The organism is Paenibacillus sp. J31R30 (genome assembly GCF_059692115.1).
Map to the genome: position 1 here is coordinate 122,468 of NZ_JCAUAV010000014.1, position 17,892 is coordinate 140,359.

Consider the following 17,892-nt stretch of genomic DNA (forward strand, 5'->3'; position numbering starts at 1 on the left):
AGTAATAGTTATAAAGACTTTCTGGGTTAGTTCAATCCATCTATTAATTGATTCATTTTAGTTCATTTACTTTATTAATAAAATTAACATTGTTAGATTCTAATTTCAGAGCCTTCTGGTAATAATACAGTGCGTCTTTTTTATTATTTTCCATCTCTAATAATTGTCCCATAAAAAAACTCGGATAAGGATTCTTATCCTCTACTAATTCAAAGGATCTACTTAAGTACTTCTTAGCATTAACTGTATCCTTAATGATTAAATATTCATTCCCAAGATCCATATTTGACAACCAGTCACTTGGATTTTGATCCATTTTATTTATTAATTTTTCTATTTCTGGATGAAACAAAATAGCAGTAGCATTAGGATTGTTCATTGCAATATTTATATCATTTTTATTATATAATTTTATCAGATTCCCTCCCGAATCATAAGAAAATACTTTGTCAAAAACCTTTAAATCTACATTATTAATATTTTTCAATTTTGTATAACTGCTAGTAACTTCTGCTCTTGTATTTATTACTGTTATTTCCACAGGTATATCTAGAGTATCCTGCATAAAATACAATGATTTAAATGGTGTTTCTTCATTCTTGTATAAACCAGTAATTAATATCTTTTCGGATGGAAGAATATTATCTTCAATAAATGGCATACTTTTTAGAATATTAGCATTAATACTTTCGGGCTCGATTGCCCATTTATTAACAGAATATCCATTTATATACCCATTATTTAGAGACAGATTTAAAATCAATAAAATTAAAATAACAAATTTAATTAGGAATTTATATTTCGAATCTTTTAATATGGCTTGTATAAATATGAAGCTAGCAAATGTTAATGGAATGGAAATCCATATATAGTGAGGAACAACATGATTAGGCAACACACAATATGGAATATAAGCAACAATACCAATACATATGAACATGATTATTTCTTTAAAGTACTTCTTATAGAAAAGGCTCAAAGATATACATAGAGCTAACAAAAGAAAAATATAATAGTTAACCATACCCTTCAAATAATAGTAGAAAACTTTCATCAATGAATATGGTTCCAAAGAAACATAATAAGGTGCGTTTACATCATCACTAAGACTGACAAAAGTACTGCCAGCAAGTTTACTTCTTAATAATGTGACAATAATCAATACACAGCTTACAATCAACATTACAGTCGCGGTTTTCCGTTCATTTCCTTTTTTGATTAACATTTGAAACATCCAAAACACAAGCACAGACAGAGCATAAGTTTCCTTTGTTGTGAAAATTAGCAATGTGATCAATGAAAGAATTACAATATATTTATAATTAAGTGTTTTTTCTTTCTTGTACCATAATGAAATCAGGATTACTAAAAACAACAAGGAAATTGTATCATAGATATCAAACGTATAATTAATATAAAATCCAGGATGAGAAAAAATAATTATAGAGTACAAAATTGTAGTAATAATATTTATTTGTTCATCAATAATTGAACCAATAACTCTAGTTAATAAATAAGTAATTAACAACGTTATTATTATCCCAAATACAATGGTTGATCTATAATCATATCCCCCAACTAAACTTACTATAAAATCCCCAGTTATTCTTGAAGACTTCAAAAAGTCGATCAGAGTGTATGCATTACTATCAAAGGAATAATCAAAAAGATCTGAATGATGTGGTATTAACGGTTTAAAATAACCAGGAAATATATACCTTAACACAAAAAAATAACATACAAAAATCAAAATAATTGTCCCTAAACTTTTGTATTTTGATTTTAATAACCACGCATCTCTGTTCATCATAATACAAACTCTCCTGTGGGATAAATTGATAAATCATGAAACATTCTTAGTTCAATGAATTATGAGCATCGTAATTAATGAACTATTATGTCTCTTGGGTATCCTTATAAATCCTTTAATACAATATTTAATTCACCAAGTATATTATTCCAATCATATTTTTCAGCTATAAAGCAACTTAATTTATTATTTTTTTCGTTATTATACAAACTCTCTAGGCATTTTTTTATGGAATTCACATCATGGGGGTTACAATAACTTACATAATCACCGAAATACTCTTTAACAGGAGCAGTATCTGCTACACCAATATTACATCCTAGCAAACCAGCTTCAAGTGAAGAAAGCCCTGGAGTTTCAATAAAACTGGGTTGCAAATGTCCATGAGCTTTTCGTAATATTTTAAATAAATCTTGATGCTCTAAATATTTAAGAAAGATAACATTAGGTTTTGCAATTTTTTTTATATAACGTTCATATGCTGCATCATTTTTAGAAGCTTTACCAATAATAATTACAGGTATTTCGGTATTATTCGCTGCTTTTACTAAATTTAATTGGTTTTTTCTAGGACCTATTCCACCAACACAACAAATAAATTTTTTTGGAAGCCAGGACCATAAATCTAGTTCTTTGTTTTCTGAGAATAAAATCTCTGCTGATTCAACACCATTCTTTATAACCATTGATTTTTCTCGTAGATTTTTAACCGAACAATTCTCAATAATATGTTCAAGCTCAGCAACAGAATTTGGACATATCAGTGAAGTTTCACCTAAAATTTCAGAAATTAAGCTATTTTTATTTCTCATTAACTTATAGTTAATATTTAATAATCTAATTTTTTCGTAATTTTTTTTTTGAAATCGTCTACTTTTCAGTGAAAAAATAATTTGAGAAGGTAATATTTTTCTAAAAAAATTTCTAAATGAAAATATATCGATCATTTCTAATTGACTAAGATCCCAGTAAACTGGAAAAAAAATAAAATAAAGATTATTTTTCTTTGCTATTTGAGATTGAAGATATGCTTCATAAGGTAAAGTAAGATTAAACCCTATGGCAACATCAAATTTAGAGAAATCCATTTCATAATTCCTCGTAATTGTTACTTCATAATTATTATTATGCAAATATTTTGCGATTGCTTTAATCTGTACAGTATCTCCACCGGGATTAATTTCTGAGTCTAATCTATCAAAAAGGACAATCCTCTTGTTGCTCAATGTAACTCCTCCACTCGAGTCAACACTTGCATTAATCTACTTTCCCAGGTGTTTTCTTCTGCTTCGTTTGCTAATCTCTTTTTGAACAATTCATCATTTATAAAAGCCTCTGCCTCAAGTAATTTATCATAAAATTCATTTATATTATTACTAATGAAAACTGTTGATAATTTATTCACCTCAGGTAAGTTTGAGCTTACTACAGGTTTATTACCTGCCAGATATTCAAAGATTTTAACTGGCGATGTATTTAATGTGATTTCATTTATCAAAAAAGGTAATATTGCTATGTCAAAATAGGAAAGTAACTGGGGAATAAATTCATAAGAAACCCTTGCTTTAAAAATAACATTAGGACAATTTTTACTTAAAGCTTGAACATCTTTCACCACATCTTTATATACTTCACCTACAATTAGAAAAGTCCAATCTGGCTTCATCTGAGCAGCATATCTAATTGCTGAAAAGTCAAACCAATTAGCAATTGCTCCATAATATCCAACAATCACTTTAGAATTTTGCTTTAAATCATTAAGATCGTCCCACTTAATCTTCTGAAATTGCTCAAAATCTTTAATATTAACTCCATTTGGTGCGAGAATTGGACTGAATCCTAATTGACGTAAATCTGTCGCGATTCCATTTGCAGTTGCAACTATATAATCTGATTCCATCAAAGAATTTTCAAAATCAGCTTGAATATTATCATAACTATCAAATGTATTAATATGATCGATACAATCATAAACTTGGATGGAGTTTGAATGTTGGATGTTTTCTTCGATATTGTTTCTCTGATGTGGCCAATATTGCCAGATTAATATCTTCTCATCTTGCAATGATTTTTTTAGATATTTTCCATTCAAGCCATCATTGTACAAGTATAAATTTTCTTCAATTTCCATCAATCCCCTAACCCGCCAATCAGGGGAATCAACAAAACTTGTGTCAACTAAGTAAATAACAGTATAGCCTAATTTTGCAAATGCTCTCGCTAACTGCTGGGGTCTTTGAAATAAATACCCCCATGGACATGAAGGTGACGGAAAAATAATCATAGTTTCTTTTGATTTATTTTTTATCAATTCGTTTAATTGTTCCTCAATACGTTTTTCATTAGGAAAGCAAAGAAGCTTGTTGCGGTAATTTCTAGGCAATCGATGCAACAATTTTTTAGATAAAACTTTAGGATTACATATCAGCCTAAATAATTTACCAGCATTCACAAAGTTTTGCACTCCTTCTATTGATATTAACTTAAAATGTCGATTAGATTTTCACTCTTAAAGAATGTCGCTTGTTTATTCTCTTCCTTCAAATTCTTCACAATATCTGAACTAGAATACGATGGTTCATCTATGACAATACGATGTGCTTTTAATTGTTCTAATAAAGGAATATCACAATAGATAATAACATCAAAGAAAACCTCTTCAAAAAAATCTATTCGATTAGTAATGTAAATGTTGGGTCCATATTTTTTAATCCCTGAAATATTTTCATTGTAATATTTTGTTACATAACTAACAATTAATAATTCGTTTTCTCCACCAAGCAGCTTTGTTATTTCTTTCCATCGTTTTTCATCACTGTTCCAATTGCCATCACCAATAATTAATATATTCTTTTTATTTTGTTCTTTCATGTGTTTGTTTATGTCAGAACTATCGTGTACGCCTGAAAATATACTTTTAGGTAGATTAGGAAAAGTCCATGATTTAGACCACTTTTGTTCAAAATAACTTTTGTTCAACTCCCAAATTTCCCTATACTTTCTATCTTCAAGCTTCTTGAAGCTTACACTACCATGATGATATACAAATGCATCCTCTATTATTGCTAATTTATATCCGTTGTTCCTTACTCTTTCACAATAATCATCATCTTCAAACATTCCAATTTTATAATTACTATCTAAATCACCAATTTTGTTATATACATCTCTTCTAAAAGCTACACAGAAAAAACCTAATAGTTCTGTATATCTTATTCTGTTTTTATATTGTTCATAAAATTCTGCCAGCCACTTAGGATCAGGCCCAGATAAAGAATTTCCAACGAAGAAATCTAACATTTGGTCATTACCGACAGAATTTGATACTGGACCAACCAAACCAATTTCCACATTTTCTTCTAATGGTATTATTAGTTTTTGAATCCAGCCTGGAGTGACGATAGTATCATTATTAAGTAGGATAATATATTCCCCAGTACAATTTTTACAGCCAAGCGCATTCCCTCCAGCAAATCCCCTATTTGTTGAAGAATAAAACACATTAACCCTAGGGTCTTGTATTCTAGATAATTGACTCTTTGTTTCATCTGTTGATGCATTATCAACTATAATAACTTCCATATTAGGATAGTCATTATTAGTAAGCAAACTTAATAAACATTGTTTTGTATACGACCAATTATTATACGTTACAATAATAATACTTACTTTAGGGAAAAATCTTATGTTAATCTCATTTTTGAATACTTCATATCTGTTTGACCATGTATTCAAAGATGCAAATGTTTTCCTTTTTTCAATATCAGATTTATTATTATTTTCCAATGAGTTCTGAATTAATTCTTCAAATTCATCGTAATTAGATGCAAGATTCACAACATCCGATATCAGCTCTAGTTCTGGTAATCTAACTGAAACAACAGGTTTCCCTGCTGCTAAATACTCATAAATTTTAACCGGGTTTGTAGCAAGTGTCAGATTATTAACAATGAAAGGAATAACACAAACATCAAAACCATTTAGATACAAAGGCAACTCAGAGTATGGTTTTTCACCAGTGAGTTTCACATTTTTCAAGCCCGAAACGATACTAATATCGCATCCAAATGTATCACCGATTAAAATAAAATTCCAATGAGTATTTCTTTTCGCTAAATATTCTATTAATTTAATATCAAACCAATCAGAAATAGCACCATAGTAACCAATTACTGGTCCTTTTAGCGCTGACAATTCTGGTGAATATTGATCAGTTTGAGAAAAATGTTCATATTCCCCAGCATTTCTAATAAGAATAGTATTCTCATTTTTATTTATTGCTTTTTCAAATAGTCTGACTGATGAAGTTACTACCATATCTGATTCTCTAATCAAAGATTCTTCTTTAGAGACCATACCTTCTGAATTTGTAGAAAACCCTTCATGATCATCCATACAATCATAAATAATTTTATTGTTTGTTACTTTTTGTGCCAGGTCAGCCCAAAATGGCAGATCTAAGATTGAAATCGTATTTGATATTTTAAATTTATTTTTAATAAAATCAATTGACCAGATAAGATACTTCAAGTCCGTTGCATCCTTAATTACATCCCGATAAGCATTTAAACGATTATTAGAACACAGTTTTACACCCCAAACATTGTTGTGTAATTTTTTAATTAAAACCTGTTCCTCTACTTCTTTTCTGGATAAATTAGGATTATTTAATTCTGTTGAATCAATTGAAAAATAAAAAACTCGATGTCCATTTTCAGCAAATTGAACTGAAATTTGTTGTGGACGTTGCCATCTGAAGTTCCATTCAATAACTGGAAATCTAAACACATCAAAATCATAATAGTCAATGAAAAATTCTTCTACCTCATTAATATTAGAAGTCGTAACCGGAAATAAACCTAATGCTTCATCTTCTAATTGCATACTATCAATTTTTACTATATTACCAATATTTTTAATGGGGTTAAAGTGAGATAATTCAAAGTCTTTAACTATTGGTTTTCTGAATAGTTTATTATACACCCATTTGACGAATTTTCTTTTTTCACTCTTTTCACCTTTAATAAATTGCTCATTCAACCTTCTTATTGCTAACATAATTTTCCAAGCTTTAGTGGATTGAGCACGTTCAATATCTCGTGTTAATTGAATCAGTGATTGAGTATTATGTTCATATGCAAACTGTATCTTGTCAATGATATACTCTTTAGTTTTAAGTTCATTCATTTTCTTTTGATTTTCTTCTAATCCCACCATTTACTGTCCTCATTTCGGATTATTATTTCATCTATTTTCTATTTGAAGCTTCTTCTTGAAGAGTATTTATCAGTTCGTCACGTTTCCGAATTTCTTCTACAAAATTGTCAATCCATTCATCTTTTATTTTTATTTCTGTCTGAAGAAAAGCTACACTTTCGTCTCGTTTCCGTACTTCTTCAGTTATAGTTTCAATCCAATTATTTTTTTCTTCAATTTCATTCTTCAAGAAAATTACACTGTTATCTCGTTTTTCCACTTCTTCTTTTAGAAGGCTTATCCATTCAGTGTTAGTTTTATTTTCTTGCGAAATAAAAGATATTACTTCTTCTCTTTTCTCAATTTCCGCGGTTAATTTTTCAATTGTATCTGTGAATATATTTTCTTCATTTACCGATGGCTGAAAAATATTCAAGGTTAATTCATCGTAAATATTAAAATCTTTATTAGCATAAATTAACAATATCTGTTTTCCAGGCCAATACTTTGGCTCGGTAGGCATAACTTTATGATATAAAAGTTGAAAATTATTAATTGACAATTCAATATTCATGTAATCAAAAGTAAAAAAGTGTTCATTAATTCTCTCATATTCTTGAAAAGGGATTAAAATCACCAATAATTTGCTTGTCCATTTAGTAAGATAATGCATCCAATCAATAGGATTCTCATAATGTTCTAAACAATTCGAAGTAAATATGACGTCATATACATTATCGTAGTTTTCTAATTTACCATCAAAAAAAGTAATATTGCCATAATGACTTCTTGCTTTTGAAATTGCGGCTTCAGCAAAATCTAAACCGAATACTTTCGATGAAGATAAGTAATTTGCCAAAAGAGCTGTCCCATCACCTTCGGCGCATCCCCAATCAAGTACAGAAAAATTTTTCATTTGAATAACGTTTAATATAGGAGTGGGAATGAGTTTTAGAGCAAGATTTACGAAATATTCAGTTTGATTCCTTCCACCTTTAGAATCCCAATCTTTAGCAAATCTCTCGTTCCAATAATCTTGAGAGTTCAAATCATTATTTTTCATAACTATTACTCCCTCAAATAAGCAATTTTTTGTTCAACAGGTACATTAAACATTCCAAACACTTGTTTGCTTGAAGAGCTTTTAAAATATTTTGCGCCTTCAATATAGTCATAGTATTCAGGAATCGTATTACTCCTATTTTCAATTGCAACATTAATCACATACTCACCATTTGTAAGATAATTTTCAAATTCAAAAATGGCTTCAACATAACAATTGTCCATCAAAATTAATATGTTTTTTTCATATGTTGTGGAAACAATTAAATCTATACCTAAAGAATTTTTAATTGAAAAAGCTACGCTCAAATTCTCCAATTCTATGCTATCTGGCACGTAAGTGATGACTTTAATAGAAATTTTTTCATTTAAAGAAACGATGTTCGTTGATTCATTTTTACTATTAAAAAGCTCAACATAATTTATTAAATTCGAGTACTCTCCCCATCTACTGATAGGCTCAAATTTACTCTTTGGAACTTGCGAAATATCCTTCAATCCATCTAAAGCTTCGTTACTTATTGAATCTGAATTATCACTGTTTATAAATTTAGTGTACTCTGCCGTTACTTCCACTGTATCTCCAATCATTCTCACTTCGCCGCGATCAAGCCAAATAGCCTTCGTACAAAAATTTCTTATTAGGGAAATGTCATGACTAACAAATAATATAGTTACACCCTGCTGTCTAAGCTCGTTAAATTTATTAAAACATTTTGTTTGAAATTTAATATCGCCGACAGCAAGTGCTTCATCTACGATTAATATATCAGGATCAACATTAATTGATAATGCAAATGCAAGCCTTGCAAACATACCACTAGAGTATAGTTTAACTGGTTGATTTATAAAATCACCAATATCTGCAAATGTAAGAATTCCTTCTAAGCGCTGATCTATTTCTTTTTTACTTAGCCCAAGAATTGTTCCATTCATATAAATATTTTCTATTCCTGTATATTCTAAATTAAATCCTGCTCCAAGCTCTAAAATAGATGAAATCTTACCAGTAACTTTGCAAGTTCCTGATGAAGCAGATAAAACACCAGTTATTATTTTAAGTAAAGTTGACTTACCAGAACCATTTTTACCTAGCAACCCTACCGTCTCTCCTTTTTCAACACTGAAACTAACATTTGTTAAAGCAGGAAACACAGTGTGATACTTCCTCCCTGATAAACTCAGCGATTCCTGTAATCGTTCTATTGGCTTATTATATAACTTATAATTTTTAGTAATATTAAAGACTTTTATACTTACATTATTTTCATTCATAAATATCTCCCTCTTACAGTACATCTGCAAAATGTGATCTTAGTTTAGAAAATAACAAAGTACCCAAACTAAGAAATATCAGGACCACTATCCAATAATATATTGTAAGAACTGGATGCTCCCAAAAATAAACATGATCAAGAAAAGTTTCTCTATAGCCAGTGACAATATAATACATTGGATTAAGTTTCAATAAGAACTGATACTTTTGAGGAATTTGTTGAATCGACCAGAATATAGGTGTTAACCAAAAACCAAACTGTAGTATCATACTAATTATTTGACCCACATCTTTAATGAACACAATTATTGAAGATGCCATCAAACCAATACCTAGTACTAGTAATAACAAAGCAATAAAATAATAAAAAAATTGCAAGTATGCTAAATTAAAACTAAATCCATAAATAATCAGCATTATTAGTAGTACAACAACAAAAAAAAGATGAATTATGGCAGCTGATATAATTTTAATAAAAGGAAGAATTCTCACATTAAAAACTATTTTCTTAACAAGATAACTACTTTCAACAACAGCATTCGAAGAATTAAAAACACTATCTGTAAAATACATCCATGGTATCATGCCTGATAATAACCAAAGCACAAATGGCACGTCACTTACAGATGTGGATTTAAAGCCTACTTGAAAAACAAACCAATAAATCAGTATCATTATTAGTGGTTGAATAAATGCCCAAATAATCCCTAGATACGATCCGGCAAATTTATTTTTAAAATCTTTTTTTGATAGATCCCATACTAATAATTTATTATCAAAAAGATCCTTGAAAAAAAACAACAACTCTCTCATTAAAAACCACCCGAACTCTTTTATTGTATTTTTTATTTCAGAATAAGTTTTACATTTGGAAACCCTCTTCCAGTATGCTAAAATAAAGTCGAACTTTAGCGAAGAAGGAGACTATCTGGAATGAGTGCAAGTAAGAATGCCTACGCGGCTTCGCGTGCAAAATCGAATAGAACGATAACGACTGATAAGAGCTCAATTATCTTTTGGGTATTAGCCGTGTTTACGGGCTTATTTATGTTCTGGGCACCTTTTCAAAGGGCGCTGTTTAATGGCGGTACATCGGAGTTTGAGAGAAGTATTTACTCTGCTTCTGTGTGGTCCTCCATTATCCTATTGCTTGTTGCGATCCTTGCATTTTTTGTTTTTAAGCTTCAAGAAAAGAAAGATCTCCTTACAATTTTAGTCTTCATGATGCCTCTTACTTATGTGATTTCATTGTCGAATGCAGCTTCACACTATTTGGCAACGAATATGGTTTACATCCAAATGCTGTATGCAACTTTCTTCATTTTAGGTGTATTTTTGACAAAAAACAAGCTTGGTGTGTCGATTGTTGCCCGTTTATTCATGATATCGGGATATTTCGTCGTTTTATTTGGTCTTTTGTACTGGTTAGGCAACAAAACCTTCGCAGGACATCTTGTTGGCTGGTTTGCTCTTATGGATGGAACGGATGCAAAAATATACCGCGATGCGGTAATGACAGACTCCAACGGCCTTCGGTTAACATCCGTTTTCCAATATGCGAACACATATGCAGCCTTTTTAATTACAATAACGTTAAGCTCCTTATTCTTCATTATTAAATCCCGGAAATGGTATGTCGTTCTCACCAATGCATTCCTACTTATTCCAACCATTATTTCATTCTGGCTGACGCTATCTCGTGGGGCCATTGTGGTAATCCCTGTGGTATTCCTCATCATGATGTTCTTCTTCAAAATGAGTCGACAGATCTTAGCGCTCGTTCAACTAGGACTAGCGTTCGGGACTTCCCTTATTATTTTAGAAAAAGTAACGAATATTGGCATTGGACTACAGAAACAACCTAGCGCCTCAGAATCTTGGCATGGATGGTGGATTCTACTACTTGCTTCATTAGTTTTCGCTGGACTGTCCGTCGCTATTCAACGCTTTGGTGAGCCATGGTTGGAACGCATAACTGCACGTTTTGATGCCAAGAAATATGCTGCCTTTATTCTTCCAATTGCTGCTGTTCTCATTGGCGTGGTTGGTGCCATCCTCATCTTGAGTGATACTGGATTTAAGAACATTCTTCCTGAGAACGTGAAAACACGTGTTGAAAATATTAACTTCCAGCAGCACAGTGTTCTGGAGCGTGGAACGTTTTATAAAGATGCTGTTAAGCTCTGGTCAGACTATCCCATCATTGGTGCTGGTGGCGGAGCATGGGCTTCCCTTTACGAGAAGTATCAAAATAACCCCTACACTAGTCGTCAGGCACATAACTTTGCGCTTCAATATCTGGTTGAAGCTGGCGCTTTGGGCTTTCTAGCTTTTATAGGCTTTGTTATTGCGGTTAGCTGGATCTATATTCGAAGCTATATCCGAAGCTCTCAGGAGAAGCGAGACCTGCACTTCCTATTTTTCATTATCATGATTTCCCTGTTGGTTCACAGTATGATCGACTTTGATTTGAGCTATGTGTACTTAGGCGCGATTCTCTTCCTCGCTCTTGGCGGTATGTTGAGCAACAGTTCCTCAGGTGAGCTGCAGTTGAAGTCGAAATCAGCTATGATCCACAAGCTATTCCCTGCCAGTATCGCAGTCCTATCTCTTGTGATGTTCTTTATTTCAGCGCAATTGCTTTCAGGCAACAGTTCCTACAAACAAGCTATTGAAGTTGTAAAAACGAGCAAAGATTACAATCAGATCGTGAAACCGCTCGACAAAGCAATTTCTCTGCATCCTGCGCATCCAGACTACTTGTTGACTGGTCAGGTCAGTCGAATTGGAATTCTCCTTAGTGTTTATAATCAAACGCAGAAGGAAAACCCGAATGATCCTAAGAAGAGTGAGCCATTTTTCAACCAAGCCCAGGATCTGATGAGTCAGCTTTTGAAAAAAGAGCCCCATAACCGGGTGGTTGCCATGCAGCAGCTAAATATGCTTCTTCTCAAAGGGAAGCAACTGGATGCGCTCGATTGGTCCAATTCTCAAATTCCTAACTACCCTTGGTATATGGATATGTATGAGAAGAGTATCTCACTGAATATTGAACTTGCGAGTCAAGCAAATGCCAAGGGCAACATACAAGAATTCAACACGCGATTAGACAGTGCTCTTGCCACCTATAAAGATGTTCTTACTCGCATTGATTCTTTGAAAAACCTGCCAAAAGAACAAATGCAAGGTCGTGAGTTTGCAGTTACACCTACGATGGCATTAAATATGGGCCAAATCAGTTATATGCGTGGCGATTACAAAGGTGCTGCCGCACTGATTCAGCCGTATATCACTGAAAATATGGATGACCAAGTGAACCGTGTATTAATCCGCTGGTATCTAGCTGTATTGCAGAAGCAAGGTACCCCAGATCAAGCATTGATGAACAAGCTCATCACGAAGGATCCGGCTGAAAAGCAAAATATTGATGCGATTATTGCATCTGTTTTTCCAGCAAAATAAGTAAGAGCGCCACAGTGATGTGGCGCTTTTTTTATACGAACTATTTCTCAATCCATTCCCGCCGCAAGGCAAAAAGCTCTCGCAGCTCGCTTGTCGACATCTCGGTGACCCAGTTCTCGCCGGTGCCGACGATTTGGTCACTGAGGCCCTGCTTGCGCTCGATCATCTCGTCAATCCGCTCTTCGAGCGTACCGAGCGTAACAAACTTGTGCACCTGCACGTTGCGCGATTGCCCAATGCGGAAAGCCCGATCCGTGGCCTGATTCTCCACGGCCGGATTCCACCAGCGGTCGTAGTGGAACACGTGATTCGCCGCTGTTAGGTTCAACCCCGTTCCTCCTGCTTTCAGCGAGAGGATGAAGATGTGGCAACGCTCCTCCGCAGGGAGCGTCGCGTCCTGGAAGCGCGCGATCATCGCGTCGCGCTTTATTGCCCTTAACCCCCCGTGCAAGAACTGCACGGGTTCACCCAGCGCCTGCGCAAGCGTAGCCTGCAGCAGGTGGCCCATCTCGACGAACTGGGTGAAGATGAGGCAGCTGCCTCCTTCGCTCCTGAGTTCGTCTGTCATTTCAACCAGCCGCTCCAGCTTCGCTGAGCGTGCTCTCATCTCCGCGGCGGCGAGTGCGCCGCGCCCTTCTTTTAAACCCATCTCCTTCAAAAACAACCCAGGATGATTACAAATCTGCTTCAACTTCATCAACGCTGTAAGGATCAAGCCTTTTTTCTCTATGTTGTTTAATATTTCTCCCAGCCCACCCGAGCCCTCAATCTTCTCCATCAAGCTCTGCACGACATTCTCATAAAGCGCCCCCTGCTCAGGAGTTAGGCGCACATATGCCTTACCCTCGTACTTATCCGGCAAGTCCAGCTGAATCGCTGGATCCTTCTTAAGCCTTCTCAGCAGGAACGGCCTTATCAAACGCTGTACACGCCCCGTCAGTTCCTTAGCCCCATCTCCATTCTTCTCAATAGGACCCACATACTGTCGGTTAAAATGAGTCAACGTCCCTAGATACCCCGGGTTCACAAAATCAAAAATCGACCACAACTCCGTCAATCGATTCTCAATTGGAGTACCCGTCAAAGCAATACGCTGCCCTGCTTCTAGCTTACGAATCGCCTGCGACTGCTTCGTATAAGCATTCTTGATATTTTGTGCTTCATCCAAGCATAGCGTGTCCCACGTAACGCTAGACAGTTCCTCCTCGTCGAGCTGCGCGAGATTGTAGGAGGTAATCACTAAATCTGCATCGCCAAGCGACGCTTCGAAAGCTTCCCCTTTTGCTCGCTGAGCCCCATAATGAAGTTGAATCTGAAGCGTCGGTGCGAATCGAGCCAGCTCCTTCTGCCAGTTACCAAGCACAGAGGTCGGACATATGAGCAACGACGGTTTTGATTTTGATTTTAACTTTGCCTCTGTCCCTGTCTCTGATCTTGCCTCCTTCACCCTCAACAAATAAGCAATAAACTGAATGGTCTTCCCAAGCCCCATATCATCCGCCAGACATCCACCCAGCCCCATGCTTCGCAGGAAAAGGAGCCACGACACCCCCTGCACCTGATAGGACCTGAGCTCAGCGTGCAAGCCATCGATCCTTTCCACAAGTGGAATAGACTTCGTCTGACTTAACTGTTTCATTAAACCACGTAGATGACTATTGAGCTCTACCTTGACCCCCACAGTTTTGGCCTTCTCGTCGCCATCCGCCGCGAGCCCTTCCTCTCCTTCCAACAGATGCATTTCCAGCACATCCCGGAAAGAAAGTCCCTTCTTTCTCTCGATCTGTCGCATCGTATCGCGAATGTGTTCCAAATGCGCAGGATCCAATTGTACCCATTTGCCACGGATGTAGATCAAACGCTTCTTTTCCAAAGCCATTTGCCCAAATTCTTCCTCAGACAAATCCACGCCACCCAGCGCCACTCGCCAATCGAACTGCACAATCTGATCCATTCCAAACATGGCTTTGCGCGTAGAACCCACTGAGCTTTTGATCTTCGCCTTCAACTGAGGGCGACCCATCTTCTGAATCTCTTCCCACCACGATGGTAAAAAGACAGAGATACCCGCCGCCACCAGCTTCAGACTCGATTCGGTTAGAAATGTCCATGCCTCGTCATCTGACAATTGCTCGATGATTTTACCTGGCTGATAGGCGCTCTCAAGCTCTGGCAGCATCCTTAGGAGTTTTTTCGTTTGCTCATGAAGCTTATCTGCAATGTCTTCCTGCCAAACAGCAGGTACCACTCCTGTCAGCACATTACCCGTGGAGCTGAACTCTACGAATCGGTTCACATCCCGGCGATCCTGTGCAATGAAACGCAGCCGCCAATCCGCAGCGTTATCCTTGGCTGTCGTCGTCCCGTCGACATATGTCTCCGCATAAGGTTCAACAAGCTGGACACAGATTCTATACGATGCATCGTCATGCGCCCAACCAATTGCCAAGAGCCAGTCCTCTTCCTGCATCCAAGCCGATTCCTCTAGCAAAGCCTCGAAACCTGGCTCGTTAACTCTCAGCAGCCCATTCGCTTGAAGTAAACCATTCCACACACGAGCTAATCCGAAGTCTTGATCCGTCACCATCAACTCTTCAACAATACGACTGAACCAGCTCTCCCAAAAGCTTTCCGGATAAGCCCCCGAACAAAGCTCCGTAAATCTCTGGCTCTGCCCCTCAGGCAGTCGTAACTTCCAACCATTGATCCCTTCGCGCCAAAGCTCATAGGAAGGCACATACCAACCAGCATCGAGTGCCTCTCCCAGAATGACTGCTCCTTTTTGCAGCTCGACAATTCCCTCTTCCCAAGATAATCGGCTATGAAGCAGCACACCTGGGGCGCGCATATAATCCAATGCCATAGCAGGAGAAAGCACAATGGCGTCTCCATACGGAATACGAGTCACTTCCAGTTGCGTCCCATAGAACGAGCGCTCATGCCAGGCAAAAAGCAGCTTACGCAGCATATAACCCGGAACCTCGTTCGCCTGCTCCGTTTCTCCATATAGAGCAAAGCTCCCTGAAGGCAGCCTCTGCATTCTCATATATATAGGTGACAAGGTCATCATATAAGGAACCCGCCTCTCCGCAATTCCTCATTAAAGGCGCGATACTTCGCGTATTGCTTAACGATTTGCCCTAAGTACACTTCGAAACGAGAGGTTAGCTTCAGCTTTTTATAAGCAGCCGCTAATTTCTTCAAAAGCTTAATAGCTTGTATGTAATCGGCACGATTTTTCCCCTGAATACATGCTTCTATTGCATGATGATAGATCGGCAGAAGATATCGAACGTTGGCTTTCTCGACTAGTTTTAGCTGCGCTGCATCGATATGTACCGTAGTTAGATCCAAAAGCAGACAGAGATCTGCCCATTCCTGGTACTCACCCTTCGATAGTAGGAATTTGGCATATTGATCGTAACTCGCAGGCAAAAGAGAAACCATCACTCCCCTTTGCTCCTTCTCTACTTCTCGCTGTTCCGCTGCCAACCGCCAGAAATTCAAAAAATCATCCGCATATACGCGATCTTTCCACGCCATCTTCGGTTTCAACCACCGTAACCATGTCAATAAACGATCCCACTGACTGTCAAAAACAAATCCATTCAGATATTCAAACCAATAATTAGGCTCAATCTCGATCGCACTCGTCTCCGCCCGCTCCCAAGCATTCTCATCTTCGCTATTGATAATATCCAAATGTATGGAACCGAGCGTAGCAACTTGGCGAGCCTGTTGACTCGCTTTAGGATCTGCAAGCAGCTGCCTAAGCCTATTCGTTTCGTACTCCACCATGTCTTTATCTCGAAAAAACTGTGACCATAGCAGCTTATACAAATCGATCCAATCGTAGAGGTACATACCCGAGCACTTCTCACAGATTTCAGCCAGATAAGCTGATAATTCCTTTAAATGTCCACTACACCGCTTGTACGCCATGTCGACATCAAGTGAGTATAGCGTAGCCTCCAACTGCTCTCGAGCATGCTTCAAGACACGTTTGACATAATAATTCGTATTTTGATAAAAATCATAAGTGATTGCCTTCGATCCCGCCATCGTATCGCACAGCTGTACCACATATAGCGCCACCTGGATGTCATATACGCATCGGATGGTCGGTTCCCATGTGTCTGCCCGCTTATTGAGCTCTCTCCAAGCGCGGAGGCATACTTCCTCAAGGCTAAACGCATTATATATCTTCGCATTGCTATATTGCTTATTAAAATAAGCTAGCCACATTTCGCAGCTATCCGTCGGCTCCGGCAGCCTAGTCGCTTGCTTGTTTTTCTTTAGACCATCCCGTGCGGACTGCTCCAACTTCATCTTACCTAACCGGAATTCCTCCGGATCATAGCCTTCTTGCTTCCCCACTTCAAAAAGCACAGCAGCCATATGCTTGCAATAGTAGCCGTACGGACACGTACAACCACTCCTTGTGAAGCTTTTGAGATCCAAGGTGACCTTGTACCTTTTGGTTCCATCCACCCATGCATTTATGATCGAGGTGCCATCCACTTGAATATCTCTTACAGCACCTTCATTGAAATAGGCCCAACCTCTCGCAATGATCACTTTATCGAATTTAGGACGTATCCGTTCTATCCACAACGGCCAGTCTATGTCTAACTCTTGCATGTTTATTCCTATCCCCCGTTACACAATCAACTTCCTCCATTATATAATCATTTCTCCCTACAAAAAAACACCTCCCGCAGAATCAAGGAATGATTCTTCGCAGGAAGTGCCTATCTGTGTTACTTTCTTAGCATACCTTGATGTGGATGCGGGTGAGTTCCGCAATACTCATCGGTTTCGGAACACGTATACACATGCTCATAAACTGGTACACAGTGATGGCGATTCACGATTTGAATCGGATGGATCACTTGCACCTTTTGAGGATGATAAAAGTCTCTGACAACTCTTTCTGGATCTGTCATTATCGGGTCAGCAGGTGGACACTGAAATTGTTTTCCTGTACTTGTACTCGGTTGTTGTTGGTAAGCCATTTCGTTGGGTCAACTCCTCTGTTAGTTTGAGATAGTATACGTCTAACCCTAGTCCAGAGAGTGTACCAATG

11 protein-coding genes are annotated in these 17,892 nt (G+C 36.8%); 1 reads left to right on the forward strand and 10 read right to left on the reverse strand.

Annotated features, from left to right (window positions below):
* Positions 1-52: 52 nt before the first annotated feature.
* The 7 genes from AC58QO_RS29110 to AC58QO_RS29140 all read right to left on the reverse strand — a co-directional run bounded on the left by AC58QO_RS29110 (position 53) and on the right by AC58QO_RS29140 (position 10,157).
* Positions 53-1,810: a tetratricopeptide repeat protein gene (locus tag AC58QO_RS29110; protein WP_497271767.1), complete on the reverse strand. Its 1,758-nt coding sequence runs from the start codon at positions 1,808-1,810 to the stop codon at positions 53-55.
* Positions 1,811-1,914: 104 nt separating this feature from the next.
* A complete protein-coding gene (locus AC58QO_RS29115; RefSeq protein WP_497271769.1) occupies positions 1,915-3,036 on the reverse strand; it encodes a glycosyltransferase in 1,122 nt (373 codons plus the stop codon).
* Entirely contained in the window at positions 3,033-4,262 is a 1,230-nt protein-coding gene (locus AC58QO_RS29120; RefSeq protein ID WP_497271771.1) for a glycosyltransferase, read from the reverse strand. Before AC58QO_RS29120 ends, AC58QO_RS29115 begins: the two co-directional genes overlap by 4 nt.
* A gap of 26 nt (positions 4,263-4,288) precedes the next feature.
* Positions 4,289-7,027, reverse strand: a complete 2,739-nt coding sequence (locus AC58QO_RS29125) for a glycosyltransferase (protein WP_497271773.1) — start codon at positions 7,025-7,027, stop codon at positions 4,289-4,291.
* A gap of 31 nt (positions 7,028-7,058) precedes the next feature.
* Positions 7,059-8,069, reverse strand: coding sequence for a class I SAM-dependent methyltransferase (locus AC58QO_RS29130; RefSeq protein WP_497271775.1), 1,011 nt, complete (start codon positions 8,067-8,069; stop codon positions 7,059-7,061).
* Positions 8,070-8,074: 5 nt separating this feature from the next.
* Positions 8,075-9,343 (reverse strand): ABC transporter ATP-binding protein, encoded by a 1,269-nt coding sequence (locus AC58QO_RS29135; RefSeq protein WP_497271777.1) that lies wholly within the window; start codon positions 9,341-9,343, stop codon positions 8,075-8,077.
* 13 nt (positions 9,344-9,356) lie between these two features.
* Positions 9,357-10,157 carry an ABC transporter permease gene (locus tag AC58QO_RS29140; protein WP_497271778.1) on the reverse strand — a complete coding sequence of 267 codons (801 nt, stop codon included), beginning with the start codon at positions 10,155-10,157 and terminating at the stop codon, positions 9,357-9,359.
* 120 nt (positions 10,158-10,277) lie between these two features.
* Here AC58QO_RS29140 and AC58QO_RS29145 point away from each other — a divergent pair, with 120 nt between their 5' ends.
* On the forward strand, positions 10,278-12,806 hold the full coding sequence (locus AC58QO_RS29145; RefSeq protein ID WP_497271780.1) for an O-antigen ligase family protein: 2,529 nt from the start codon (positions 10,278-10,280) through the stop codon (positions 12,804-12,806).
* 40 nt (positions 12,807-12,846) lie between these two features.
* Here the strand turns inward: AC58QO_RS29145 and AC58QO_RS29150 are convergent, their stop codons facing one another.
* The 3 genes from AC58QO_RS29150 to AC58QO_RS29160 all read right to left on the reverse strand — a co-directional run bounded on the left by AC58QO_RS29150 (position 12,847) and on the right by AC58QO_RS29160 (position 17,821).
* The gene (locus tag AC58QO_RS29150; protein ID WP_497271781.1) at positions 12,847-15,876 is read right to left on the reverse strand and encodes a DEAD/DEAH box helicase; all 3,030 of its coding nucleotides are present in this window, start codon (positions 15,874-15,876) and stop codon (positions 12,847-12,849) included.
* Positions 15,873-17,447 (reverse strand): SWIM zinc finger family protein, encoded by a 1,575-nt coding sequence (locus AC58QO_RS29155; RefSeq protein ID WP_497271783.1) that lies wholly within the window; start codon positions 17,445-17,447, stop codon positions 15,873-15,875. The genes AC58QO_RS29150 and AC58QO_RS29155 overlap by 4 nt, the downstream gene beginning before the upstream one ends.
* 119 nt (positions 17,448-17,566) lie before the next feature.
* Positions 17,567-17,821 carry a hypothetical protein gene (locus tag AC58QO_RS29160; protein ID WP_497271785.1) on the reverse strand — a complete coding sequence of 85 codons (255 nt, stop codon included), beginning with the start codon at positions 17,819-17,821 and terminating at the stop codon, positions 17,567-17,569.
* Between the last annotated feature and the right edge of the window lie 71 nt (positions 17,822-17,892).